This window comes from Corynebacterium epidermidicanis (assembly GCF_001021025.1).
In the GTDB taxonomy this organism is placed as follows: domain Bacteria; phylum Actinomycetota; class Actinomycetes; order Mycobacteriales; family Mycobacteriaceae; genus Corynebacterium; species Corynebacterium epidermidicanis.
The window spans coordinates 1-25,509 of record NZ_CP011541.1 but is presented as its reverse complement, the minus strand read 5'-3'; the positions used below and the strand labels follow the sequence as shown (position 1 = coordinate 25,509).

The 25,509-nt window shown below is 59.2% G+C and carries 20 protein-coding genes, 2 tRNA genes and 1 pseudogene; 8 read left to right on the top strand and 15 right to left on the bottom strand.

The genetic code is table 11. The features are described 5' to 3' along the window. The first annotated feature begins 275 nt into the window (after window positions 1-275). From CEPID_RS12335 to CEPID_RS00105, 3 genes are read left to right on the top strand one after another with little or no spacing between them, the layout of a single operon-like run. On the top strand, window positions 276-1,055 hold the full coding sequence (locus tag CEPID_RS12335) for a hypothetical protein (protein WP_144413385.1): 780 nt from the start codon (window positions 276-278) through the stop codon (window positions 1,053-1,055). Between the two features lie 53 nt (window positions 1,056-1,108). Then, entirely contained in the window at window positions 1,109-2,044 is a 936-nt protein-coding gene (locus CEPID_RS00110; RefSeq protein ID WP_047239247.1) for a cation diffusion facilitator family transporter, read from the top strand. A 22-nt stretch (window positions 2,045-2,066) separates the two neighbouring features. After that, window positions 2,067-2,900, top strand: coding sequence for an arylamine N-acetyltransferase family protein (locus CEPID_RS00105; RefSeq protein ID WP_047239246.1), 834 nt, complete (start codon window positions 2,067-2,069; stop codon window positions 2,898-2,900). Between the two features lie 19 nt (window positions 2,901-2,919). On the opposite strand, the gene CEPID_RS00100 is transcribed toward CEPID_RS00105, so the two are convergent. Further along, window positions 2,920-3,795 (bottom strand): Lrp/AsnC family transcriptional regulator, encoded by an 876-nt coding sequence (locus CEPID_RS00100; protein ID WP_047239245.1) that lies wholly within the window; start codon window positions 3,793-3,795, stop codon window positions 2,920-2,922. A gap of 237 nt (window positions 3,796-4,032) precedes the next feature. On the opposite strand from CEPID_RS00100, the gene CEPID_RS00095 reads away from it, so the two are divergent. Both CEPID_RS00095 and CEPID_RS00090 read left to right on the top strand, forming a co-directional pair. Continuing rightward, window positions 4,033-5,343 carry an MFS transporter gene (locus CEPID_RS00095; RefSeq protein WP_052843233.1) on the top strand — a complete coding sequence of 437 codons (1,311 nt, stop codon included), beginning with the start codon at window positions 4,033-4,035 and terminating at the stop codon, window positions 5,341-5,343. Further along, window positions 5,343-6,278, top strand: coding sequence for an amidohydrolase family protein (locus CEPID_RS00090; RefSeq protein WP_047239243.1), 936 nt, complete (start codon window positions 5,343-5,345; stop codon window positions 6,276-6,278). The genes CEPID_RS00095 and CEPID_RS00090 overlap by 1 nt, the downstream gene beginning before the upstream one ends. A 490-nt stretch (window positions 6,279-6,768) precedes the next feature. Here CEPID_RS00090 and CEPID_RS00085 read toward each other — a convergent pair. From CEPID_RS00085 to gyrA, 4 genes are all read right to left on the bottom strand, one after another. After that, window positions 6,769-6,841: transfer RNA gene (locus tag CEPID_RS00085), tRNA-Ala, on the bottom strand. A gap of 10 nt (window positions 6,842-6,851) precedes the next feature. After that, window positions 6,852-6,925, bottom strand: a tRNA-Ile gene (locus CEPID_RS00080). A 92-nt stretch (window positions 6,926-7,017) separates the two neighbouring features. Then, window positions 7,018-7,362 carry a DUF3566 domain-containing protein gene (locus CEPID_RS00075; RefSeq protein ID WP_047239242.1) on the bottom strand — a complete coding sequence of 115 codons (345 nt, stop codon included), beginning with the start codon at window positions 7,360-7,362 and terminating at the stop codon, window positions 7,018-7,020. Window positions 7,363-7,366: 4 nt separating this feature from the next. Then, window positions 7,367-9,925, bottom strand: a complete 2,559-nt coding sequence (gene gyrA, locus CEPID_RS00070) for a DNA gyrase subunit A (RefSeq protein WP_407921630.1) — start codon at window positions 9,923-9,925, stop codon at window positions 7,367-7,369. A 138-nt stretch (window positions 9,926-10,063) separates the two neighbouring features. Between gyrA and CEPID_RS00065 the strand changes: the two genes are divergently transcribed. The 3 genes from CEPID_RS00065 (at window position 10,064) to CEPID_RS00055 (ending at window position 11,137) form a co-directional block, all read left to right on the top strand. Then, window positions 10,064-10,273, top strand: coding sequence for a hypothetical protein (locus CEPID_RS00065; protein WP_047239240.1), 210 nt, complete (start codon window positions 10,064-10,066; stop codon window positions 10,271-10,273). Further along, the gene (locus CEPID_RS00060) at window positions 10,263-10,508 is read left to right on the top strand and encodes a hypothetical protein (RefSeq protein ID WP_047239239.1); all 246 of its coding nucleotides are present in this window, start codon (window positions 10,263-10,265) and stop codon (window positions 10,506-10,508) included. The genes CEPID_RS00065 and CEPID_RS00060 overlap by 11 nt, the downstream gene beginning before the upstream one ends. Before the next feature lie 194 nt (window positions 10,509-10,702). Beyond that, window positions 10,703-11,137 carry a DUF6918 family protein gene (locus tag CEPID_RS00055; RefSeq protein ID WP_052843232.1) on the top strand — a complete coding sequence of 145 codons (435 nt, stop codon included), beginning with the start codon at window positions 10,703-10,705 and terminating at the stop codon, window positions 11,135-11,137. A 10-nt stretch (window positions 11,138-11,147) separates the two neighbouring features. Here CEPID_RS00055 and CEPID_RS00050 read toward each other — a convergent pair whose 3' ends face one another. From CEPID_RS00050 to dnaA, 10 genes and pseudogenes are all read right to left on the bottom strand, one after another. Next, on the bottom strand, window positions 11,148-11,876 hold the full coding sequence (locus CEPID_RS00050; protein WP_047239238.1) for an ABC transporter permease: 729 nt from the start codon (window positions 11,874-11,876) through the stop codon (window positions 11,148-11,150). Further along, window positions 11,873-12,571: an ABC transporter ATP-binding protein gene (locus tag CEPID_RS00045; protein WP_047239237.1), complete on the bottom strand. Its 699-nt coding sequence runs from the start codon at window positions 12,569-12,571 to the stop codon at window positions 11,873-11,875. Before CEPID_RS00045 ends, CEPID_RS00050 begins: the two co-directional genes overlap by 4 nt. A gap of 39 nt (window positions 12,572-12,610) precedes the next feature. Next, window positions 12,611-15,232, bottom strand: coding sequence for an FAD/NAD(P)-binding protein (locus CEPID_RS12650; protein WP_083984298.1), 2,622 nt, complete (start codon window positions 15,230-15,232; stop codon window positions 12,611-12,613). Then, a complete protein-coding gene (locus tag CEPID_RS00035) occupies window positions 15,225-16,196 on the bottom strand; it encodes a pyridoxal-phosphate dependent enzyme (protein WP_047239236.1) in 972 nt (323 codons plus the stop codon). Before CEPID_RS00035 ends, CEPID_RS12650 begins: the two co-directional genes overlap by 8 nt. A gap of 107 nt (window positions 16,197-16,303) precedes the next feature. After that, on the bottom strand, window positions 16,304-18,337 hold the full coding sequence (gyrB, locus tag CEPID_RS00030) for a DNA topoisomerase (ATP-hydrolyzing) subunit B (RefSeq protein ID WP_047239235.1): 2,034 nt from the start codon (window positions 18,335-18,337) through the stop codon (window positions 16,304-16,306). 1,364 nt (window positions 18,338-19,701) lie between these two features. Next, window positions 19,702-20,163 carry a hypothetical protein gene (locus CEPID_RS00025; RefSeq protein ID WP_144413384.1) on the bottom strand — a complete coding sequence of 154 codons (462 nt, stop codon included), beginning with the start codon at window positions 20,161-20,163 and terminating at the stop codon, window positions 19,702-19,704. 148 nt (window positions 20,164-20,311) lie between these two features. Beyond that, window positions 20,312-20,845, bottom strand: coding sequence for a DciA family protein (locus CEPID_RS00020; RefSeq protein WP_047239233.1), 534 nt, complete (start codon window positions 20,843-20,845; stop codon window positions 20,312-20,314). Then, entirely contained in the window at window positions 20,838-22,010 is a 1,173-nt protein-coding gene (gene recF, locus CEPID_RS00015; RefSeq protein ID WP_047239232.1) for a DNA replication/repair protein RecF, read from the bottom strand. The genes CEPID_RS00020 and recF overlap by 8 nt, the downstream gene beginning before the upstream one ends. Window positions 22,011-22,022: 12 nt before the next feature. Beyond that, window positions 22,023-23,204: a DNA polymerase III subunit beta gene (gene dnaN / locus CEPID_RS00010; protein WP_047239231.1), complete on the bottom strand. Its 1,182-nt coding sequence runs from the start codon at window positions 23,202-23,204 to the stop codon at window positions 22,023-22,025. A gap of 815 nt (window positions 23,205-24,019) precedes the next feature. Next, window positions 24,020-25,509 (bottom strand): annotated as a pseudogene (gene dnaA / locus CEPID_RS00005) (chromosomal replication initiator protein DnaA).

Genomic DNA, 25,509 nt, shown 5'->3' with positions numbered 1-25,509 from the left:
GTCTGAAGCCAGTATTTACTGGGGTGTGGGAGCCGTAGCCCGCTCGATGTCGTCACTTCGGTGTAGTCGGACTACCGCTGCGGGATTATATTCATTAAAAAACGCTGCTCTACGTAGTCGGACTACGCCGAAGCGACGACATAGCACTTGTGCAGCACACCCGCACGGCCGACGACACCCCGACCAGACACACTGTTCTTTACTTAACCCGCTTTTGCCTTCCCGCTGTGCCTCCAGCCCGGCGGCACCAGAGAATCCCCTTTATGATTCGTCATATGAACCGACGTTTGCGACCGATCATGGGAATTGCTGCTGCCTGTGCGCTCTTAGTTGCGTGTAGTGACTCCGAGAAGGGCTCCCCGGGGCCAACGGTTGTAACTGAGACGGTCATCGTCGCAGCGCCAGAGTCAGCACCGCAGGTGGACACCCCGGTCGCATCTTCGGCGACCACGTCCCAGCCCATCGATTCAGGGCAGGCCAGCCAGCCCAACAACTGTGACCCAGTAACCATTACGAGAGAGATTGGACGCCCCGATTTCAGCGCGATCCTAGATTGCGACGGCACCTTCGCAGTAGCCGGGGTGCCGCAATCGGGTGTGCTTTCACTCGTGCGTCACAACGGTAGAAACTGGGAGATTTCTACCTACCCGTGCAACCCAGAAGTGCCGGAACGGTTTAAGAATCGTGTCGCTACCTGCAGCAAACCTGGCGACATGGCTATACCAGACCCCTTGGGCCTACCCAAGAGCAAAAGCGACCTTCGGATTAGTCAACCGGAATGCAATGGCCAGGGGATCCTGATTGTGCAGTCCGTGCTGAACTCCCCCACTCGTGAAGATGAGCTGTTAGCGGCCCTCAACAAGTATCCAGGCGCCAGGTATATGATTCCGGGGACCTGCCCGTCGATACGCAAGAGCGTCAATGGTCAAGATATCTACCCGGTGTATTTTCCTTTTGGTCATGATCGCGCTGCGCTGTGTCAAGCGAAGGCCATGTACGGAGGCAATGCTCGCACGCTGAATCTGCAAGGTGATTTCACCGATCCCTGCGGATAGCCAGCCCCACCAGCGCATTTTCATTAAGTTTTCATTAAGCTACACTGGGGCGCATGGGTCACCATCATGATCATGCACACGGGCACGCACACGAGGCAACCAACCGGCGTCGATTAGCGCTGGCCTTCGCGATCACGCTGGGCATTTTGCTCGCCGAGCTCGTCGGGGCGTGGCTCACCGACAGCCTGGCCCTCATCGTCGACGCAGGCCACATGCTTACCGACGCCTCCGGCCTCCTCATGGCGTTGACCGCCGCGAACCTCGCGCTTCGTCCACCGACCCTCCGGCACACGTGGGGGCTGCGGCGCGCGGAGGTTTTGGCGGCCGGCACCCAGGCGACGATTCTGGCTGGTGTCGGCCTGTACGGCGTCATCGAGGGGTGCCGGCGACTCTTTGATCCGGTGAGCGTGTCCGCAAGCGGGTTGTTGTGGTTCGGGGTGATTGGGCTGCTCGGCAATGTGCTGGCGATCGCGGTGCTCGCCGGGGGAGATAAGGAAAGCATCAACGTGCGGGCGGCCCTCCTGGAAGTCGTGAACGATGCGCTGGGCTCCGTGGCAGTGATCGTCTCGGCGCTGGCGATGACCTGGTTCGGGTGGAGCAGGGCCGACTCTCTGGCGTCGATTTTTATTGCGATCCTTATCTTGCCGCGCGCGTGGATGATCGTGCGGGAGTCCGGCGCGATTTTGCTCGAAGCGACCCCAGTGGGCCTGGATCTTGCCGAGGTGCGCCGCCATGTACTCGAAAATGAGCACGTCCTGGACGTGCATGACCTCCACGCCTCACAGATCACGACGGGTTTGCCGATCCTTACCGCGCATGTGGTGCTGCGCGAGGAGTGTTTTCACCACGGCCATGCTCCGCAGGTCCTCGATGCCTTGCAGCAGTGCCTGGCGGAACATTTCCCCGTGAGTGTGAAGCATTCGACGTTCCAATTTGAACCCCCGGGGCATCAGGACCACGAAGATTCCTGCAGCATAACGCCCCATTGACACCCGGAGTAGGGTTGTAGACATGTCATCAAATATCGAACGTTACTTCACCCGTCTCTCCCTACCCACCCCACCGGCTGACCTCGCCACCGCCCCCTTCGACGAGGTCATCGCCTTCTTCGACACCATGCTCCGCGCACACGCCGCCGCGATCCCCTTCGAAAACCTCAATGTCTACGCAGGCGAGCGGATTGACATCTCCCCAGACGCAGTCTTCCGCAAGCTTGTCGACGACCGTCGCGGAGGCTACTGCCATGAGCATGCCCGCCTCCTCCAGCTGGTCTTAACCGAGCTCGGGTTTACCCCCACCCCGCATCTCGCGCGCATCCTGTTGCGCCCCGATGCGAGCCAACCCGGCCCCTTGAGCCACCAGCTGACCACGGTCAACGTGCAGGGACACACCGTGGTTCTCGACCCAGGCTTTGGTGGTGGCACTCCTACCTTGGCGCTGCCGATCGGTGTTGATCGCGGCAGCTTCCGCGTGATCCACGGCAACTTCCCAGGGGACACCCACTTTGCCGTGCAATCCCGCACTGAAGACGGCCAATTCCGCAGCCTCTATGGCTTCAATATGGGTGGCCCTGCCCTACAGCTCAGCGATATCGACACCGCCAACTGGCTGACCTGCACAAAGCCCGGGACGATGTTTACTGCCAACCTCGTGCTCGCGCGGCACTTCCCAGACGGCACCCGCATCACACTCCAGAACACCACCATCAATCGAAACGGCGAGCGCGAAGACATCCCTGACTTCGACACATTTACGGCACTAGTCCGCGAAGATTTCGGCGTTCAGGCCACTGACCAGCTGCTGACCACCTGCTGGGAGCGGCTACACGCCCAGCCAAACAGCTAATCGACGCCCCGAACCTGGCCTAGCGACCCGCACGCTTATAGGTGGCGCCGACCCGGAAGATTTCATATTCCATTACACCACGGTTAGCCAGCTGAACATCCACGAAGTCGATGATGTCGGCAACTTCGACAGTCCTAACGTTAACCACCATGTTGTGCACCCCAGTGCATGCCGCTACAAAACGACACTCCGGCAAGGACCGAAGGTGATTCGCTAGCTCGATGAGATGACCTGGCTGCACCCGCAGCCACAGCAGGGCGTCACCGGCCAGGGCCAGCGCCTCCGGCTCAATCTCGGCCTCAAAGTACAAGATGCCGTCTTTGATGAGACGCTGCTTACGACGCGAAATCGTACTGGAATTGACCCCAGTTTGGCGGGCGATCCGCGTGCTGTCCGCCCGACCGTCCCTGCCGAGCGCGGCGAGAATCTCCTGATCAATCGCGTCCAGTGCTCGGCCTGCACTGGCTGTAGCTCCCTGGTTATTGTGAGTGAACACCCGCAACAGCTCGTGCGTTCGGACCCGGTGCACAGAGGTGCTCCGCAGCAGCAATTGCAGTTCATTGTCCTTTTCGGACGTCACGAAGCCACAGTTAATTTCCGTGCCATCGTTACTGACACGCACCCAACGACTCCTCGGTAATTCCGCCAATTTGCGCGCGAAGGCGTGCGCGTTCAGCGGATTAATCTCCGCGCGCACGAGCCACGCCACTTGATTATCGAAGCTGGGCAGGGTCCGGCCGAGAATGCGGACCAGCCCGGCGTCGCGAAGCTGCGCATACCTGCGTGTGACGGTGCGCTCCCCTACCCCCAGCTCAGTAGCGAGTTCCGTGGCTGGTGCGGTGGGGTTGCGGTCAAGCAAGAGCAGCAGTCGGCGATCCAAGGGGGTGATATGCATGCGCGCCCAATCTTTGCAGTTTTTTTGTTGTTTTTGCGCAATTCTAGCGCACAAGTGGTGAAACTAGCTAGGTTTTGCAAGCCTATTCCCAAATGTGCACCCACTGCTTAATCTTGCTCTGACAATGTCACATCGCACAACGTTGGAGGTTTTTCAAGCATAACTGCAGTTGTCTCGGAGCCGACGAAGACTGAGTCTCGGGCTCCCTTAGTTATCTTCGCGGGTGGTTTCACCTGCTTGACTGTCGCGCTGCAACAGACTTTGCTGGTCCCCGCCGTGCCGGTCTTGCCAGCCCAACTTGGTGTCTCCAGCACGGTGGTGTCCTGGGCAGTGACCTCTACTTTGCTGACGGGCGCAATCGCCACCCCGATCATCTCCAAGCTTTCGGATAACCTGGGGCGTCGCCGCATGCTGCTCCTAGCCATGGCGATCACCCTCCTGGGTTCGATCCTGGCACCCCTCGGCGGAGCCACGCTGCTTATTATTGGCCGTGCGCTCCAAGGCGTGGGCACCGCGCTGGTCCCAGTGGCCATGGCACAGATGCGCGATAGCCTGCCTGCCCACCGGGTCCCGGGCGCGTTATCCATTCTGTCCGCGACGCTCGGTGTGGGTGGCGGTATCGGTATTCCGCTAGGCGGCGCGATCACGGCAGCTTTTAACTGGCAGGCGCTATTCGTGGTCTCTGCCCTGCTCAGCGCGGCCTCCATGGCGTTGATCATCGCCGTGCTGCCAGCCACCGCTCCCCGCCAGGGCCACCGCTTTGATTTCGGCGGTGCCGTACTCCTCTCCTTGGGCTTGGTTGCGTTGCTGCTCGGCATTTCCCAAGGTAATGCCTGGGGTTGGGGTTCGTTTGCCACCATCGGGGCGTTCCTCGTCGCACTGCTCGCGCTGGCAGCTTGGGGCGCCATCGAGGTGCGCGTTGCTGATCCGCTCGTTGACCTCAAGACCTCCGCAATTCAGCAGATCCTGCTGACCAACATCGCTTCCTTCCTCATGGGCCTGCTGATGTTCACCAACCTGCTTTCTACCACCATCGAGCTGCAGAACCCGGTCGCGCGTGGCGGTTTCGGTTGGTCGACAACCGCCGCTGGCATGGCAATGCTCCCGAACGCGCTGGCCATGTTCGTGGTGGCGCCGCTGACTTCTAACCTGGCTCGACGCATCCCCGCAAACCGCATCCTCATCATTGGTGCCGTCGTCACTGCCTTGGGCTACGCGCTGCGGCTCATCCCGGTAACCTCCGGGTTCTGGCTGGTCGGCTGGGCGACGATCATCGGATTCGGCGTGGGCATCGGGTACGCCGCCCTGCCGATGTTGATCGTCCGCTACGCACCGAGCCACCAAATTGGCGAGGCCAACGGCGTCAACGCCCTGGTCCGCGCAATCGGCACCGCGGTGGCCTCCTCGATGGTCGCAACCATCGTGGCTGCTTTCGCCGACTCCGGCAGCATCAACACTGCCGTCATGACTATCAGTATCGTGGCAATCATCGTCGCCATCATCACCATGGGCGTCGCCTATGGTGCCCAGGAAGGATCCGAAGAATAATGCTCACCGCCATCGACACCCATGCCCATGTCTACCCCGAACGCTACCTAGACATGATCGAAAAGGCCGGGGTGTCGCCGGCCACCACCAAAATCGCGCGCGGCCTCGGCGCCTACTCCACGCCGGAGGACATCTCCCGCCGACTACGCTGGATGGACGAGGCGGGCGTCGAAAAGCAAGTGCTCGCGGTGACCCCGCAGGTCCCACCCACCGCCGAAGCGGCAACCTGGATCAATGACGAATATGCCCGGCTTATCGACGCCCACCCGGACCGCTTTCTCGCCTACGGAGCGCTCCCCTTAACCGATATCGCCGCCGCGGTCGCCGAAGTCCCGGAAGTCTTCGACCGCGGATTCGTCGGGGTGTCGCTACCCACCGTGCTTAGTGGCCAAAACATGATCGATGACCCAGCGTTCGACCCGCTGTGGGTCGCACTCGACCGGGCGCACGCCATTGTCAATATCCACCCCACGGGTAGCGGTCTCTGCTCGCACCTGGTGACTAGCCGACACCTGGAATGGGTCAACGGCGCCCCGATCGAAGACGCCACCACAGTGCTCGCGCTGCTCAAAGCCAACATCCCCGCGCGGTACCCGAACATCACCTTCCACATCGCGCACCTGGGTGGGGACCTCGCATTCCTCTTCCAGCGCATCGAAGACAACTATGCCGACTGGAATGCCTTCCCCGCCTCCCCGCAAGCGACCCTACGAGGGTTCTACTTCGACGCCGCCAACTTCTACGAACCAGCCCTGCGCCTAGCTGTTGAAGCCTTCGGCGCTAGTCAGATACTCGCCGGATCCGACTTCCCGTACTTCCAGGAGGAAAAGTACGTGCGCGCCTTTGACTACGTGCGCGGGGCGAAACTCGACGAAAGCGTCCGGGCGGGAATCCTCCGGCAGAATGCGACGAAGCTCTACCTCGGTCGCAGGTAGATTACGGCTGGGGTGCTGGCTGGTTCGGCAGGTTCCGGGGCTGCATGGTGAAAAGCGCGACACCGGTTGCGTCGACAAGCGCCACGACCCCGGCCACGAAACTTCAGCACACCGGAGAGCCCAAAAACCGGTCCGAAGAAGCCTTGCGGGGGTTAAGTAAAGAAAAGTGTGTCTCCGATGCGTGATTTCCGCAGCGTTGTGGGCCTGAGGCCAGTATTTGTTGTTGTCTGGGAGCGTTAGCTCGCTCGATGTCGTCACTTCGGTGTAGTCGGACTACCGCTGCGGGATTATATTCATTAAAAAACGCTGCTCTACGTAGTCGGACTACGCCGAAGCGACGACATAGCACTTGTGCAGCAAACACGGACGGCCGGCGACACACCGACCGGACACACTTTTCTTTACTTAACCCTCAAGTTGCACAGCCCCGAAACCCCCAACTTCAGACACCACAAAACCCGCCCCAGCCTAAGCTGGAGCGGGTTATCTGTGGAGCATAGGAGAATCGAACTCCTGACCTTCTGCTTGCAAAGCAGATGCTCTACCAATTGAGCTAATGCCCCTTTGTTCCTGTGGGCCTAGCAAGAATCGAACTTGCGACCTCATCGTTATCAGCGATGCGCTCTAACCGACTGAGCTATAGGCCCTGGGAACGAATATGAACTTTACAACCCCGCGTCGACACAATGCAAATCGCCTGGTCATAGTATCTTTTCGCGGGGTTGAATGAGCGGGACCTTTAGTCGAGGTCGTCGCGCAGCGTAACCACGAGACCACCGAACAAATCGACGGTCGCGTTGTAGATCACCGCGCCGAGCGGAGCCAGCACCGAGATAAGCACCGCCATGATCGCGCCGAGCAGACCAGCAAAGGACATCACGACCTTGAAAGAGATGGTGCCTTCGCCGCCCGCGCCGCCGATGACGGAGTTCAAGCTGTCCCACACGCCCGCCTGCGCCATGCCTAGGTACAGCAGGATCACGCAGATCATCCAGGCGATGAGCCCGGCCAGCGACAAAACGAGCGCGGTTCTAAACGCCGAACCTACCGACACGTGCTGCACGGTCATCTGCTTAGCAGCCATCTACCTACTCCTCGTCCTGCGAATCGTCCTGCGGCACGCCAGACGCGTCGAGAGGCTGGTCGGCGGAGTCAACCACCGTCTCCAAAGACTCGGTCTCCGCAGCGACAGCCGAGGCCTCCGCTGGGGAAGCTACCTTGCCGGTTGCGACAGCTTCGGCGGCTTCTTCGCCTTCGTCCTCGACGTTCTTGTCGATGGCTAGCAATTCCACCCCGTCAGGAAGATCGACGAGGCGCACACCCATCGTGGCGCGCGAAGTTGGGCGGATCTGGTTGACTTCGGTGCGAATCACGCCGCCGCCCGAGGTGATGGCGAAGATTTGGTCGTCGTCGTCAACCGCGAGCGCGCCAATGAGCTTGCCGCGCTTCGCGTTGTACTTGAAGGTCACCACACCGACACCGCCGCGACCCTGCACGGAGTATTCCTCCATGCTTGTGCGCTTGCCGTACCCACCCGAGGTGGCTACCAGCAGGTATTCGCCGTCGCGGACGACACACATGGACAGCAACTGGTCGTCGCCACGGAAGCGCATGCCCTTAACACCCGCAGTGGCGCGGCCCATCGGGCGCAGCGTTTCATCGTCCGCACGGAAGCGGATGGACTGGCCTTCCTCGGACACCAACACCAGCTCGTCGTCGCCGGAACAAAGCGCGGCACCAATGAGCTTGTCGCCCTCGTTCAAGTTGATCGCGATCAGACCGCCAGAGCGGTTCGATTCGTAGTCGAGCAGGCGGGACTTCTTCACGCGACCTTGCTGGGTGGACAGGACCAGGTATTCCGCGTCCTGGTAGGACTGGATTTGGATGACCTGGGCGATCTGCTCGCCGGGCTGGAATTCCAGCAGGTTGGCCACGTGCTGGCCGCGCGCGGTGCGGGAGGTTTCCGGCAGCTCATAGGCCTTCAGGCGGTACACGCGACCGTAGTTGGTGAAGAACAGGATCCAGTCATGGGTGGAGCACACGAAGAAGTGGCGGACGACGTCGTCCTGCTTCAGCTCTGCGCCTCGTACTCCCTTGCCGCCACGGCGCTGCGACTTGTACGCATCCACCTTGGTGCGCTTGGCGTAACCCGTGGATGTAATGGTTACTACTACGTTCTCGCGGGCGATCAAGTCTTCTTCGGTGACATCGCCGGTCGCGGCCACGATCTGGGTGCGGCGCTCATCGCCGTACTTATCGACGATTTCTTTCAACTCGTCGCGTACGATGGCGCGCTGCCGTTCCGGATTGGCCAGAATGTCCTTGAGGTCGGCGATTTCCAGCTCGATTTCGGCGAGCTGATCCACGATCTTTTGCCGCTCCAGGGCAGCCAGGCGACGCAGCTGCATGGCGAGGATCGCGTCTGCTTGGATCTCGTCGACGTCGAGAAGCCCCATCAGGCCCGAGCGAGCCTCCTCGACAGTTGGCGAACGGCGGATCAGGGCGATGACCTCGTCGAGCATGTCGAGCGCCTTGACCAGGCCACGCAGAATGTGGGCGCGCTTTTCAGCCTCGTCCAGGCGGAACTGGGTGCGTCGGATAATGACTTCGATCTGGTGATCGGTGTACAGGCGCACCATCTGGTCAATACGCAAGGTGCGGGGCACGCCATCCACGATGGAGAGCATGTTGGCACCAAAGTTGGTCTGCAGCTGAGAGTGCTTGTACAGGTTGTTGAGCACCACGCGTGGTACGGCATCCCGTTTGAGCGTGATCACGATGCGCATGCCCACGCGGTCGGACGACTCATCGTCGATCTTCGCGATACCAGCGAGTTTGCCCTGGTTAACCTGCTCTGCGATGTTCAAGATCATGTTGTCCGGGTTGACCTGGTAAGGCAACTCGGTGATGACGATGGTCTGGCGGTTGCCCTCTTCCTCGATCGACGTCACGCCGCGCATGCGGATGGAACCGCGACCGGTGGTGTACGCATCCTTGATGCCATCGGTACCCACGATCAGACCAGCGGTCGGGAAGTCTGGGCCCTTGATGCGCTCCATGCAGGCCTCAAGCTGGGCCGCCTCATCAGCTTCTGGGTTCTCCAACATCCAGTAGATAGCCTCAGCCAGCTCATTCAAGTTGTGCGGCGGGATGTTGGTAGCCATACCGACGGCGATACCGCCGGAGCCGTTCATCAACAGGTTAGGCACACGCGAAGGCAGAATCGTTGGCTCGGTGGTCTTGCCGTCGTAGTTGGGCACGAAGTCGACGGTATTTTCGCGGATGTCGCGCACCATTTCCAGCGCCAGCGGAGTCATACGGGACTCGGTGTAACGCATGGCGGCCGGGCCGTCGTTGCCGCGGGAACCGAAGTTACCCTGGCCGTCGACCAGCGGGTAGCGCATGTTCCACGGCTGGGCGAGACGCACGAGGGTGTCGTAAATAGCGACGTCGCCGTGCGGGTGGTAATTACCCATCGTTTCGGCGACGGGCTTCGCGGACTTCACGTACGAGCGGTCATGGCGGAAACCATTGTCAAACATGGCGTACAGGATGCGGCGGTGCACCGGCTTCAGGCCATCGCGGACCTCGGGCAGCGCGCGACCGACGATGACGGACATGGCGTAGTCGATGTAGCTCGACTGCATCTCCTCGTTGATGTCGATCGGCTGAATACGATCAAAGAGACTCTCGTCGCTCACTTGTTAAACCTTTTCTGCTAGGAAATCCCCTCCAGTGTACGTTTTTCAGGCGTTGAGCGCGTGCGCTGGTATCATATTGATACCATGGCCATGACACTCCGCCTTACCACCGAACAAGACGCAGCGCTTACCCTCCTAGCCTCCTCGTTGGGAGTTTCTAAGCAGGAGGCTGCGGCACGCGCGATCGTCGAGAAGGCAGCCCGGACAGTTCGCACCGCTGAGCTGCGGGAACTAGCCCGGCGCGAGGTCGCCTCCTACGCAGCGCTGGAGGAGCGGGTGCGCCGTGGACGCTGAGTACGCCCTCGTGCTTGCCGACGAAGTTGCGTCGCTGACGGGGGCGTCGATACGCTCACTTCCCGCGCTTGTTTCCGTGGCCGCCTTGGTCGGTGCGACGATTGGTGGTGTTCCCGTGTTCCGCAATTCAGAGTCGCAACGCGAGGCCGTGTTTAGTGCTTGTGAAAAGCTGCGCCCGCTTAGTTCCCACAACGATGTGCTGGCGCACGTCTTGGTCGCCTATGCCGAAAGGTGAAATCGCCCATACCGGTTGCTACTCCTCGCCCCTCTTTGTTACATTTGTGACTGTTGTGATTGCAGTTAACTACTGTGGCGGAAGAATCGCGACGGGTCCCTTTAGGAGATCGCTGCCTTAGCAATAAGGAAGCTGTGCCCTAAGGGGATCTTCCTTTACCCTCACCTTTAGTAGAACCTAGCTAGGATGAGAACATGAGCTCACTCAATGACGTATTCACTGGCCAACGCAGGGACGCCCTCTACCGCGACGTGGCTGATTATGTTCGCACGACCGTCGATAAGCAGTCCGGGATCACGGGCATGGCCATCAAAGGCGGGCTCAAGGCCGCAGAAAAGGCCAAGCCCAATGCGATTGAGTTGGGTGTAAAGCATTTCCTTCCCGAGGCCCTCGAGGTGCTTTCCCCTTACTGGGATTCGCGCCCTGAGCAGGTATCTTTCGCGAGCCATCTCGAGGCCCACAAGGCTGAGGTAGCCGACAAGCTCATGGCGTCCGCCGACAAAGTGGCCTCGAAGTTGAATTACCCTGCGCTGAATAAGGTTTACGGCTCACTGCGGCCGCGTGGGGGAAAGATCCTCGCGGAAAATGTTGCCGGCCTGGGAGAAGTTATCGAGAGGAACGACACCTAACGTTTGGCCGTTACTTCGTTGCTCGTGGCATCGAGGTCGCCGCGAGCACGAGCGCAGCCACAGCAAACAGCACCACCACTACGATGTCGCGGGCAAAATGCTCAGGCAGCTGGCTGCTCATCATCAGGCCCCTCAGTAAGTCGATGACATAAGACATCGGCAGCACGTTCGAGATCCCGTGGAGGACCTCGTTCATCTGACCGCGTGGCACCAAAATGCCACCCAGGAAGAACTGCGGGCCGAAGAAAACCGGCATGAACTGCACTGCCTGGAACTCATTTTCCGCAAAAGCACTGGCCAGCAATCCAAACGCCCCTCCGACGATGCCGGAAAGTGGCGCAATCACAAAGATCCAGCCGATCGGCGCTTCAGTGACGACGCCGAGCAGAAAATGAGCAATCACCACCAACACCAACGACTGCACCAGCGCGAACGCACTAAACGCCAAACCATAGGCTGCGAGCAGCTGAGCCTGCGTCAATCGGGTGGTCATGAGGCGTTCGAGGGTGCCGGATTTGCGCTCGCGCTGCATCGTCACCGAAGCCACAATAAACATCAGGAGCATCGGGAACACCCCGAGCATCATCACCGCCACCTGATTAAAGAGCTGCGAGCCGTCGTATACGAAATATAGCAGCGCGAGCAGCAGCGACGGCACCGCCACAATAAGCCCAACCGTGCGCCGATCTCCCGTGATTTCCCGCAGGATCCGCTGCATGGTGGCCCCAATCAAATTCATCGTTGCTCCCGCTTAATCAACGTCAGAAAAGCATCGTCCAAGTCCTGCGCCCCCGCTTGTCGACGCAGCTCTGCCGGGCTCGCATGTGCCAACACCCGCCCCTCCCGCAGTAACAAAATGTCATCGCACCGAGCCGCCTCATCCATGACGTGGCTCGAGATGAGGATGCTGGTGCCGAGGTCGCGGAGGTGCTGCCAAATACTTTCGCGAGTCAGCGGGTCGAGACCGACCGTCGGCTCATCCAAAACAAGTAGCTCTGGGTTACCGACCAGCGCGGCTCCCAAACTCACCCGGTTGCGCTGCCCTCCAGACAGGTTGCTGACTTTCTGATTTCGCTGGTCACCTAGGCTCAAGAACTCCACAACTTCATCGGTAGCGCCACGAACCCCAGCCAACTTAGCAAAGTAATCCACATTCTCCGCCACCGTCAAACCTTCATACACACTGGCACTTTGCGTCATGTAACCGATACGGCCCCGGTTGCGACGATCCCCTGCAGGATGCCCCAACACCGTTAGCTCCCCCTGGAACCGCTGCACGCCGACAATAGCGCGAAGCAAAGTGGTCTTTCCTGAACCTGACGGCCCAATAATCCCAATGATTTGGCCTGCACGCAGATCAAACTGGATGTCATGTAGGATCTGGTTCTTGCCTCGCGTGATGTTGAGCCCATCCGCGCGGATCAGTGTGGTCATACAACCATTGTAGGCCCGCTGGTGCTCACAAAAACCCTGCTATTCATCAATGCGATCCAGCTCGCCGGCCGGCCACACCACATTCTTGGCCAGCGGGATCTGGTGCGACGCACTCTCCAGAATGTGCATGAAGTATCCAGCCGTGTTGGGGATGGCGATAATATCACCGCGCTGTACCCCGCGCGGGAAGCGGATCCGGCGGCGCAGGATCACCTCATCCTCAATGCAGTACGCCCCCACCAGATACGCTTCGATCTCTGCACCGGCACGGTTCGGATCCGCGGGCAGCAACACCGGGTCGATGGTGAAATCATCCGAGGTGGTTCGGCATTGGGTCCGGTTCATCGCCACGCCGACGAGCGCTACGCCGTCGCTACGCTTCTTCACGAACTCCACATGCGCCAGGATCAAGCCACAGCCGTCGAGAAGCGAGCGGCCGGGCTCGAGATGCAGCCGCAACCCCCTACTCCGCAGCTCACGGGCAATGTCGCGCAAAATCTCTCGCAGCCAGGTGCCGCGCGTGGGGCGCTGCCAATATGGGTAGAGCGTGCGCAGGGGATCGTTCTTCCAGGTAAATTCGGCAAGCTGGCCGGGCTTGTCGACGCCGTCGAGGCGCGCACGCATCTGCTGGAAATGGCGCCACTGTTCCTCGGAGTGGAGATAGCTCATGGGCACTCCGCCACCGAGGTCAATAAATTCCGGCTGGTGGCCGAGGCTGGTGAGGGCGTCGATCAACGTACACGCCTCCCGCAGGGCTGCCACGCGATCGGCCGCCGCGTATCCATGCAGATGCACGTGAACACCAGTCACGCGAACCTGGCCGAGGTCGCCGGCGAGCGCCTGCTGCCAGGTAGTGCTACGCTCGCCGAACCGGGTGGGAGGCAGCGACGCTGGGTTGGGGGCAAGGCGGGGCGCAATAGCAGTCGGGCGGCAAGCGAGCTCCTTGATCCGATCCAGTTCGCTGACGCTATCAACGGAGATGGTCACCCCGTTATCGATGGCTAGTTGTAGTAGCTCATCGGACTTAATCGCGGCGCTGACGATGATCCGGTCCCCGGGAACCCCAGCAGCTAGGACCTGCGCTAATTCGCGGAAGCTCGCTACATCGATCCCCTGGCCAGCGTCCCGCATGGCGTCCACAAACGCCAGCGCCTTGTTGGCCTTGCGCGCGTAGAAAACGCGGACGTCGACGCCGAATTCCTCTCCCGCGGCCACCAACTCCGCCGCATTGTTCAGCATCGGGCTCGGGTTGACCACGTTCACCGGGCTGCCGAATTCGGCAAGAAGTTCCGCACACCCCACCCGATCCGTGCTCAGGCGGGCCGACCACGAAGACATCGTGGGCGCGAGTGGTGGCAAACCGTGGACGCGAGTCGGCGAGATACCGGCGACCACCCGGCGGGCCCACCGCGGAATAACGTCGTGTTGCGTGCGCGAGAGTGTGTCGTTGCCCAGGACCCACAGTTCGGTGGCGCGGCCGATGACCGCGAGGTTCTCACCGATGAAACCATCGCGATCGGTGCGCACCGGCGGATTCGGCGGTGGTGCTAAAACTGCATCGATGGTGAAGTCTGCTTCGGGGAAATCGCCGCTGGTGGGAGGTTCAATCAGACCAGCGTCGAGCAGGCTGACTATTTTGCTGGCGTTGTCAGCCGGGGGCCCGAAGGCGATCGGCTCTAGGTGACGAGCTAATTCCCGAAAGCCAGTTAGTTCAGAGTTGAATGAAACTCTTTCCACAAGCTGCGGATATAGGGCGCGGAACGCCACACCCACCGCGGCCCGCGCGTTCAGGGGCAGCTCCCCGCGCGCCACCCGTAGCGAGGTTTTGAGCTCTGCCACCGGGTCGACCTCTACCTCCGGCTGGTCAACGTCCAGCACGTCAGACACTGCGGGGTCGTCGGTCAAACACCGGGCGGCGGCTAGCACCGTGTCCACGATGTCGCGCGTAGACTGCGCCGCCAAGACCTGGGGGCCGAAGCGATTAGAAATCTCCACTAAGTCCGGTACCACTCCGGGGTCCGGTTTGACGTCCATGAATCGGCCCCGGCGGTTAACCGGCCGAATAACCGCAGGTTCTTGGCCGCTGGGCTGATACCCAGCGTCGGTGAATTGCCCGCCCCGACCTTGGGTGAGATCAAGCACCGCATCAATGAAGGTCAGTGCAGTGCCCCGAATCGCGACGCTACTACCTGCACTAATGTCGGCCAGTTGCCCGTGTGGATACACGCGGAGCGCATCCGGCAGCTGCCCTTCCCACGAGGCCTGGTGCCCGCGGACATCCAAAACCTGATCAAACTGCGTGCACAGTTCAGCCGGAGCTGTGATTTCCTCGTCGCGGTGCTGCAGCGTGCAGCTCGGTGGTATCGGTAGCTGGCGCCATGCTTCCGCGAAGAACTCCCCCACCGCTGCCCGGGGTGGATAGGGGCGCGAGTTTCCGGTGTAGGTATTGAAGCTGCCCAGGGTGGTGGTTTCGACGATCCGCGCATCCACATTGAGGATCCAATAGTCGGGCTGGCTTAGGTCGTAAGCCTTGATTCCGCCGTGATCGAACACGGTGATATCCAGCTCCAGGGCACGCTGCCACGCCAAGTTGAGCAGTTCCTCGACAGCCCACAATCCGCGTGGCCCACCGCCAACAATCGCGACGCGCAACTTAGCCATTGATCTCCTCCAACGCTTCTTCACCCAGGTTCTCGCGCACCCAGTCATCCCGGTAAATCGTCTCGAGGTACGCATTCCCGCCGTCGTGCAGCACCACCACCGCTGTCCCCGACGCCTCAGCGTCAAGTTTCTGGAGCGCGGCGATTACCGCCCCGCCCGAAGCACCGGGCAGGATCGACGTGGTGCGGGCGAGGCGGCGGGCAGCGCTTATCGACGCCACGTCGGCAACCCGCATCACGCGGTGCGGATTCACGGATTCTGATAGCTCGGGCACGACACCGGCGCCAAATCCAGGCAGGTGTCGGGTGCCACGAAGGCCGTCGAAAAGCACTGAGCCTTCGGCATCCACTGCAATGACTTGGGTGGGTAGTTGGTGTTCGGCAATGTAGCGCAGACAGCCGCCGACCGTGCCGGTGGTGCTGACAGCAACGAGGAGGTAGTCCGGGGCGAAGCCAAGTTGTGCGTGAATCTCGCGCATGGTTCCTTGCGCGTGGGCGGTGAAGGCAGCCGGGTTGGAGTACTGGTCTAGGTTGATGGCCTCGGGGTGCTGTTGTAGCAGTTCAGCGACCTTATTTCGTCGGGCCATCAGCCAGTCCCCTGTTTCCGGGTCGGGTTTGGTGAGGGCGTGGATGGTCGCCCCCATCGCGCGCATGTAGGCAACGGTTGCTTTGTTGGCGCGCTGATCGACCACGCAGTGGAAATCCCACTTCCCGAGCGTTGCTTCGCGGGACAGCGCTAGTCCAAGGTTGCCGGAGCTGGACTCAATAACCATGGCACCCGGTTTGATGTCTGCTGCTTTGACCATTGCATGCGCGGTGCGGTCTTTGGCGCTGCCACCGGGGTTGAACTGTTCGAGTTTGGCCCAGGCGGTGAGGTTTTCCAACGGGAAATTCCCCAAGGCTACCAGTGGGGTGTTTCCGAGGGTATCGGCGATGGATTCACATGGGCCTTGGGGAATTTTCATGTTCCCCAGTCTATACAAACTGGGTTGATAAGGAATTATTCTAAGTTCCCCTGGCTGCTTTTGCACAGCGCCCAGCGCAGGTTTCGCCAAGCAGCCAGAGGGGAACTTTAGATATCCAGGAAGCGGACGTCCTTCGCGTTTCGGGTGATGAAGGAACGACGCGCTGCTACGTCGTCGCCCATGAGGATCGAGAACAGCTCGTCGGCACGCTGGGCATCTTCCATGTCCACGCGACGCAGGATGCGGATCGAGGGGTCCATGGTGGTTTCCCACAGCTCGTTGGCGTTCATCTCGCCCAGGCCCTTGTAGCGTTGGATGCCGTCGTCGGTGTTGATCTTGCGGCCGGCGTCGAGGCCTTCCTTGAGCTGTTGGTCGCGCTCGGCGTCGGAGTAGGCGAAGCCTGGCTCGCCCTTGCCCCACTTGAGCTTGTAGAGCGGTGGCTGCGCGAGGTAGACGTGTCCTTCTTTGATGAGGTCTGGCATGAAGCGGAACAACAGCGTGAGCAGCAGGGTTGCGATGTGCTGGCCATCGACGTCGGCGTCGGCCATGAGCACGATCTTGTGGTAGCGCAGCTTGGCGATGTCGAACTCGTCGTTAATGCCCGTGCCCAGTGCCGTGATGATGGCCTGGACTTCGTTGTTCTTCAGGACCTTATCCAGGCGGGCCTTCTCGACGTTCAGGATCTTGCCGCGCAGTGGCAGGATGGCCTGGTACATCGAGTCGCGTCCGGACTTGGCGGAACCACCTGCGGAGTCACCCTCCACGATGTAGAGCTCGGACTTCTCCGGGTCCTTGGAGCGGCAGTCGGCAAGCTTGCCTGGCAGGCCGCCGAGGTCGGTGGCAGATTTGCGACGGATCAGGTCGCGGGCCTTGCGGGCAGCTTGGCGAGCGTGCGAGGAAGACACCGCCTTGGAGATGACTGCCTTCGCTTCGGCTGGGTTGGCGTCGAACCAATCCGCGAGGTGTTCATTGGTGGACTTCTGTACGAAAGAACGCACCTCGGTGTTACCCAGCTTGGTCTTGGTCTGGCCTTCGAACTGAGGGTCAGCAACCCGAACGGAAATCACTGCGGCGAGGCCCTCACGGCAGTCGTCACCGGTGAGGTTTGGTTCCTTGTCCTTGAGCAGCTTGTGCTCGCGGGCGTATTTGTTCATCAAGGAGGTCAGCGCAGCGCGGAAGCCTTCCTCATGGGTGCCACCTTCGTGCGTGTTGATGGTGTTTGCGAAGGTGTGCACGGATTCGGAGTAGCCGGAGTTCCACTGCATCGCGATCTCAACTTCGTGTCCTTCGCCCTTAGCCTCAAAAGAGATGATGGTCGGGTGAACCGCAGTCTTCGACTTGTTAATCGAGGTGACGTAGTCTTTCAGGCCATCTGGGTAGTGGAAAGTCTTGGTCTTTTCCTTTTTCTTTGGCTTGGCCTGTGCAGCCTCTACGGCTTCATCGGCCTTGTCGAGGGAAACCTCTTCCGCGGCGTCGCCAGCTTCGGCGAGTTCTTCCAGTTCAAGTTCTTCCTCGGTAACGCGCTGGTCGGTGAGGGTGATGGTGAGTCCCTTGTTCAGAAAGGCCATCTCTTGCAGACGCTTGGCGATGATATCCCACTTGAACTCGGTGGTCTCAAAGATTTCGGCGTCCGGCCAGAACCGAATTGTGGTACCGGTCCCCCGGGCGTTGCTGCCTTCTTCCAGTGGGTCTGGTACCGCATTAGTAAAACGCTGGTACCAGTGCTTGCCGTCGCGCTTGATGTCAGCTTCGACGCGGGTGGACAGCGCATTCACCACGGAAATACCCACGCCGTGAAGACCACCGGAAACCGCGTAAGACTCAGAGTCGAACTTACCGCCGGCGTGCAGCTGAGTCATGACGACCTGCACCGTTGGGGCGCCAGATGGGTGCATCTCCACTGGGATACCACGGCCGTTATCGATGACTTCGACACCGCCATCTTTGAGCAGGGTGACATCCACGCGGTCTGCGAAACCTGCCATGGCTTCGTCTACCGAGTTATCCACGACTTCCCACACCAAGTGGTGCAGGCCGCGCTCACCGGTAGAGCCGATGTACATGCCAGGGCGCTTGCGGACAGCTTCTAGACCCTCGAGGATCGTGATCGATGAAGCATCGTATTCATGTTGCGCAGCCACGAGTTGGTAGCACTCCTTGCTCTAATTGCTTATAGACCCCTCTATCTTACACTGTGTACTCCCCCTACGCGGGCTAGTGCTGACACGCGTAGGCGCTAATCTGGCGTGTATTTTTGGTTTTTGACTAGCTTTTCGACGCGGTGCCGAAAATCATAAGTTGCTTCAAACGGAAATTAGGCTCATTGAATCTGAGCAAAACAATGAGCCTAAGGTCCTTACCTTTGAACCATTCCACTATTGATGTTTTGGTCCCTTTACACGGTTTCGTTTCCTGCGTGAGGCGGTCGCAACGAAATACACAACTTGTGAGCCTATAAGCATCGCTACAGCGATTGGCCATCCTGGGAACATGGATTCTCCTAGCTCGCTTCATTTTCTGTATTTAAAGCATCTCTGGATCAGATACACACGCTCTTTGGTCAATCAGTAGATTCAGCCCAGTCGGACAAGGCGTAACCCGATGTTTCTTCAGCAATTCCGAGTGAGTTCAAGACTGCACCTGCTGGAAAACCAAGGATTGTAGCGTCAATGAAACCACCGGCTCCAGCAACTACTGCACCCCGCACGATCTTGTCCTTGAATAAATTCGATCGTTATAGCGCGCGTCATTTGTCGTCGGTTAGCGTTTTGCTATTGAGCACAGCTTCGAGTTCCCGAATCTTTTGTTCAGCCTTCATCCGGTGCTTAATCTGATTCCCGAGAATGAGGGCAAGGACAAAGCAAATAAAAGTATCAATGCTTGGAATCCACAGTTCAGGGGATATTTTCTACTCCAATACTCAAATACAAATCGATTTTGGCCAATTAGTAGCGTCTACCCAAGCAAGCAACTGACTCCCAATTTCAACCACGTCGGCTCCAATGAGACTTAGAACTACACCTGCTGGAGTTCCAAGGATCCTTCCGGTCGCTGCACCGCCAACTGCAGTTTCGACGATTCCTCCGAGCCTCATCTGCCACGCGTATGCGACAACAGCCCATTTCTGAATCGAAATGCACCCAATTCCACGTGGAGCAACCTCGCTCCCGTTGGGCATTTGACTTGTTGTATTTACACCGGCACGTTGTAGCTCTTCACATGCCCGCATCGCTGCTGCATATTCCGCAGGTTCGTGGCCCAGGTCGCCCGCACATGACGACTATTCTGCCACTGTATTTACTCTTCTAAACATTTCTGCTGTCATCAAATAAATTTAGGAAACTAAATGACCCACTCTCGTGAAAAGAGAATGAGCCTAATTTTCCCTTTTACTTGGAGTCGTCCGGTGTCTTCTTCTTGGATCTCACTTTGGAGATGAGAGGCCCAACAATGGATGCCAAGAATGTAACTATTAAGCCGATAAACCAGCCAGGCATGAATACTCCTACAAGCAGATATTTTTTGGCCAATCTGTATGGTCGGCCCAATAAAGCACTCCGTTACCACTAGTACCTGCTGCAATTCCGAGTGCGTTCAAGACTGCACCTGCAGGCAGGCCAACAATTGTGGTGTCCAGGAATCCCCCAACGGTACCGACGACTGCCCCACGGGCGATCATATCCCAAGCAAGTGCGACTACTGCCCACTTCGGAATGGAAACACAACCGAATCCACGAACCGAGTTATCCGGGCCAGCTTCAGATTGCCGCGAAATCAATCCTTCAGTCTGCAGCTCTTCAAATGCCCGCATCGCTGCTGCATATTCCTCTGGAGAAGCGGTTTGGCGATACTGCTCTTGAGCTTCGCGAACGGCAGGAACGTTGGATTGTTCCGGAACACCCGCCGTTACAGACTCCGCCGGTGCAGCCACAGCAACTGGAACAGTCAGGCTAGCAATTCCAGTCATACAGGCAACGATAAGCACTGCTTTTTTTCTAAACATGTCGATCCTTTCGGAGTAGAAGGGAAGTAACACATCTAGATTCAAACATCATTTATCGATATTCAACACCTAAACGATAATCGTTACTATTTCGTAATGCTGCAGCCATCTGTTACCCATACGTATCCCGCGGCCCACGCCCCTTCACATGCAATGGCCCCTTCCGCCAACTCGGCGCTTGCGGACCAAAAATACGCAGTTCAGCGATAATGTCCGGCCCAACATGAGCCGCGATTTGCTGCAAAATTTGACGCTGCATCATCCGCAGGTTCGTCGCCCATGCCGTTGAATCGCACGTGATAAACAGCTTCTTGTCCTTTAGCATCTCTACTTTTGTATGCTGCGCAATGTTCGGCCCCACCAACTCGGCCCAGTGCGAATTCACCCAGCCACCAGCAATTTCCCGCTGCCAACCCCGAGCCTTGATCTCCTGGTTGAGAACCGACGACAAGGAAACCGTCTGGTCACGCCTGGCTAATCGACGCCCGTCCCTCCCGGTAGGGATGCCCCGCATCTTCGGCTTGGTGGGTTTTTCCAACCTCCGTCGCTCAACCTGTTTGTTCAAGTCGGGAACATAGCCAACGCGCTTCTTCGCCTCGGCCCGCATCTGTTCGAACGCCTGCTGGATAGGATCTTCGCTAGTCATCGGCATCCAACTCCGAAATCCGTCCCCCTTCGGCGAGATCGCGCACGGTGATTCGGTGCCGGGTGATATTGGTTTCCCCCAGATTATCTGGGAGATCGCCGTCGACAGCCGCGGTAATGAGCACCTGTTCTACTCCAGCTGCGATGTCGACCAGGGCGCGGCGTCGCTTAGCATCGAGCTCGGCGAAGACATCGTCGAGGATGAGGATGGGATCGGTGCCGTCGGTACGCAGCAGGTTGAACTCGGCGATACGGAGAGAGAGGGCATACGTCCAGGTTTCGCCGTGGCTCGCGAAGCCTTTGGCGGGTTGGTCGCCGAGCATCAGCTCAAGGTCGTCGCGGTGGGGGCCAACGAGGGAAAGGCCGCGTTCGATCTCGCGGTGCCGCTTTGCCGCGAGCTCAGTGAGCATGAGTGCCTCGTTGATGTCCGGGTCTGCACCTGCCTCCGGCACAGAGGAAAGGTAACTCAAACCTGCAGGGCGGGACTCCGGGGCGATCTGGGAATATGCGGCCGCGACAAAAGTCTCCAATTCGGCTGCGAGCCGGATCCGGTGCGCAATGAGTTGGCCACCGAGACTTGCAAGTTGTGCGTCCCACACGTCCAAAGTTGCCAGCGCTGCGCCACCTTCGTTGTCGTCATAGCCACGTCGCAAAGCAGCAGAGGCTGACTTGAGCAGGGCATTTCGCTGCTTCAAAACGCGATCATAATCTGCCTTGACACCGGCGACGCGCGGCATGCGGGTGGCCAGGATTTGGTCGAGGTAGCGGCGTCGTTCGGCGGGCTCCCCGCGCACCAGAGCGAGATCCTCCGGGGCAAACAACACCGTCTTGACCACGCCGAGAACCTCGCGCGGGCTTTTAAGTTTCGTACGATTGAGCTGCGCCTGGTTGGCACTGTGTGGTTTGAGTAGCAGGTGTGCGGTGAGCTCCCGGCCTTCATTGACCGCCGTGGCAGAGATACGCGCGCTGTCCGCACCCGCCCGGACCAATGGTGCATCCTGGGAAACGCGGTGGCTGCCGAGGTGAGCGACATAGCCGATGGCTTCGACGATATTCGTCTTGCCGAAGCCATTGCGGCCCACAAAAACCGTCATTCCTGGGGTGAGCTCGAGGGAAAGCTCGGGCCAGGAACGAAAGTCCCTTAGCTTCAGATGGCGCAGAAACACAGTTTATTCGGCTTAGCCTGGCAGACGAACCGGCATCAGGAGGTAAGTGAAGTCGGTTTCCGGGGTTGGGAACTCGCCGTTTTCGCTCGCCTCCGGGAGTTCTTGTGGTTCTGGGATCATGATCGCCGGGCGGGAAGGTTGGGTGAAACCAAAAACAACACGCGGGGTGCGGATCACCGCCAGGCCGTCCTTGAGGTAACCCGGATTGAAGGCGATATGCAGCGGTTCACCTGCAAAAGCACAAGGTAGGACTTCTTCGGCGTGACCAGAATCGTTACCACCGGCGTCCAGGATGACCTGGCCCTCCGAGAAACTCATCCGAATCTGGGCATTTCGATCAGCAACCAAGGAAACACGCTTGATGGCATCCTGCAGTGGCCCAATCTCCACGGTAGCGATCGAGGTGTGCGTCTTTGGCAGCAAAGGTTGGAAGTTCGGGAAGTCGGCGTCGAGCATACGGGTGGTGGTCTGGCGAGTATCGGCGTGAACACCAAACAGCCCTTCAGCACCGATTTCCTCGTTGCCAACTGCGATTTCAACTGGGTCGTTGAGGCTGGTATCCAGGCTGCGCGCGTTCTCCAGCAGGGTCTTGGCTGGGATCAGCAGCTTAGCCTCGACCTGCGGATTGCGTGGAATCCAGTTGAACTTGCGCACCGCGAGGCGGAAACGGTCCGTGGCAGCAAGCAGGACTTCTTCGCCATTGATCTCCAAATGCACGCCGGTGAGCATCGGCAGGGTTTCATCGCGACCGGCCGCGGTAGCGACCTGGGTGACGGCATCGGTGAACAACTTCGGATCGATCGCGCCAGTGACTTCCGGCAAAGCCGGTAGCTGCGGGTAGTCATCCAGCGGGATGCTTGGCAGTTCGAAGCGCGAAGCACCACAGGAAACCAACACTTTCGAGCCGTCGAGGGTGACGTCGACAGGCTTGTTCGGCAGGGTCGCAACGATTTCCGCGATCAACTTGCCAGCTACGGCAATACGACCGGACTGGGAAACTTCAGCAGAAATCCGCTGCTTGGTGGAGACTTCGTAGTCGAAACCTGCGAGTTCGAGGCCCTCGTCGTCAGCGGTGATCAGCATGCCGCGCAAAACCGGTTGAGTTGGCTTCGATGGCAGGCTACGCGCCACCCACGCTACCGCGCTGGCGAAATCGTCCTTCGCGACGCGGAAGGTTACAGCTTGCTGGTCCATGCTCGAGAAATCTCCTTGCGATCCGAATCTTGGAATTACAAACAAACGTACCTGGCTCAGACGAGATTAGGGAACTTTTGTCATTCGTTCCGGCTTGGTTGCCTCGAGGCGTCTGCGACGCTCGATGACAACTTCTCCCCAGGCCCCTTTTCTGCTTTAGAAATTACAAGTTTAAAGATGGGAACAACAGTAAGTGCTGTGCAATCTGTGGAAAAGATGTAATTCGTGCAGCTCGTATCGGCGAGTCTTGCCTGTGGATAACTTGTGGTATTTCGGTGGATAACTTGCCTCAATTGTGGAGAACTTGAGCAGGTCGGGGTTGTCCACACATTGTCCACCTTTCTATACCACGGTTTCAGGCAGTTGTGCACAGGGTCGGAATGTGCGCCTGGACGCCAGTTTTGTGATGAGGCTCACCGAATTACAAAGTTGTAATTACACAGGTGTGGATAAGTCTGTGGATAGCTTTCTGGTTTGTGTCTAGGGCGGACGCCTGGTTTGTCGGCGGGCGTCGGTAGGTGGGCGGCGGGCGTCGGTAGGCGGCGGCTGGCGTCGGTAGGCGGCGGCTGGCGTCGGTAGGCGGCGGGCGGGGGTTGGGCAGTCTATTCGGGTCGGCTGCGCCTGAGTTGAAGGGCTTCAATAGCCCTACTGCGTCCCCTCACGGTAGTCGGACTACCTACCGGGCCTATTTTTGGCGGTTTTTTGGGCGTTCTGCGTAGTCCGACTACCACGAAGGGACGACATAGCAGGTCTGCAGCGCAAAAAAAGGGGCTCGGGAGCCCTCAAAAAGAGCGCCCCAAGCCCCAATCAATCAGCTAGCTGCGGTTCTTAGACTTAATTCGTGAGGTAATGGCCTGGATCTGGTCGTACGTGTCACGCTTCTCGTTGATTTCGCGGTTGATCTTGCGCACCGCGTACATCACGGTCGTGTGGTCCTTGCCTCCGAAGAACTGCCCGATGCGTGGCAGCGACAAGTCGGTGAGTTCGCGGCAGAGGTACATGGCTAACTGTCGAGCGTGCGCCACGGCGCGGGTTTTCCCGGTGCCGGTCAACGCATCCTCATTAAGTTCAAAATATTCGGCCGTCTGTTGGATGATCGAGGTCGCCGAAATTTCGGGGTCTTCGCTGCTAGGCATGATGTCTTGCAGTGCGATCTCGGCGGTGCGTCGATCAAGTGGCTCTCGGATCAGCGAGGAATACGCGATGACCCTAATCAAGGCGCCTTCGAGTTCGCGGATCGAGGTGTCGAACCGCGAGGCGATCAACTCGAGGACGTCGTGCTGAACCACCGTCCCGTCAAGCTTGGCCTTCTTCGACAAAATAGCGATCCGGGTTTCCAGGTCTGGAGGCTGGATGTCCACGATCAGGCCGGCCTTGAAGCGGGTCAGCAGGCGATCCGTAAGAATCGAGAGGTCATTCGGCGAGCGGTCCGAGCTCAGCACAATTTGCTTGTCTGCCTGGTGCAAAGCGTTGAAGGTGTGGAAGAACTCTTCCTGCGTACCTTCCTTGCCCTCGAGGAATTGGATGTCGTCGACCATCAGGATGTCCAGGTTGCGGTAGCGCTGCTTGAATTTTTCCTGGCGGTCGTCGCGCACCGAGTTGATGTAGTCGTTGGTGAATTCCTCGGAAGACACATACCGAACCCGCAACCCCGGTTGCAGGACCTGGGCGTAGTTGCCGATCGCGTGCAGCAGGTGGGTTTTACCCAGACCGGAACCGCCCCAAATAAACAGGGGGTTGTAGGCCGTGGCCAGGGACTCCGCTACGGCGACGGCCGCCGCGTGCGGGAAGCGATTGGACCCACCAATGACGAAGTTTTCAAACGTGTAGCGCGGGTTGAGCGTGACATCGGAACGCGGGTTGCGCTGCTCGCGAGCAATGCGCTGCGGTTCCGGGGCCACCGGCGTTACCGGGGCTGGGGGTTCCGGCTCTTCCGCAACCGGAATGTGGACCTCCGCCCAGTCGTCGGGCAGCTTCTCGACGACCGGTTGCGGGGATGACGCCGCCGGCAAGGTTTCGGTGGGAGCTACCGAAACAGCCAACCTCGTGTGGGCACCGAGCATCGATTGCAGGACCTGTTCGATAGGCTCGGCCAATTCGTTTTCGACGACCTCTTTGGCCATTTCGTGGGGCGTGGCCAATAGGGCGAAACCGGGGACGAAAGTGATGGGGGTGACAACTGGAGGAACCCCAGCTGCCTCTTAGTGAGCGGTGCGATGCCCGAATTGGGCTCCTGGGAGCGCCGGGTGAGTTCAGCAACCACGTCCTGCCATTGGGCGTGAAGTTGTTCCGGATTTTGCTGCAC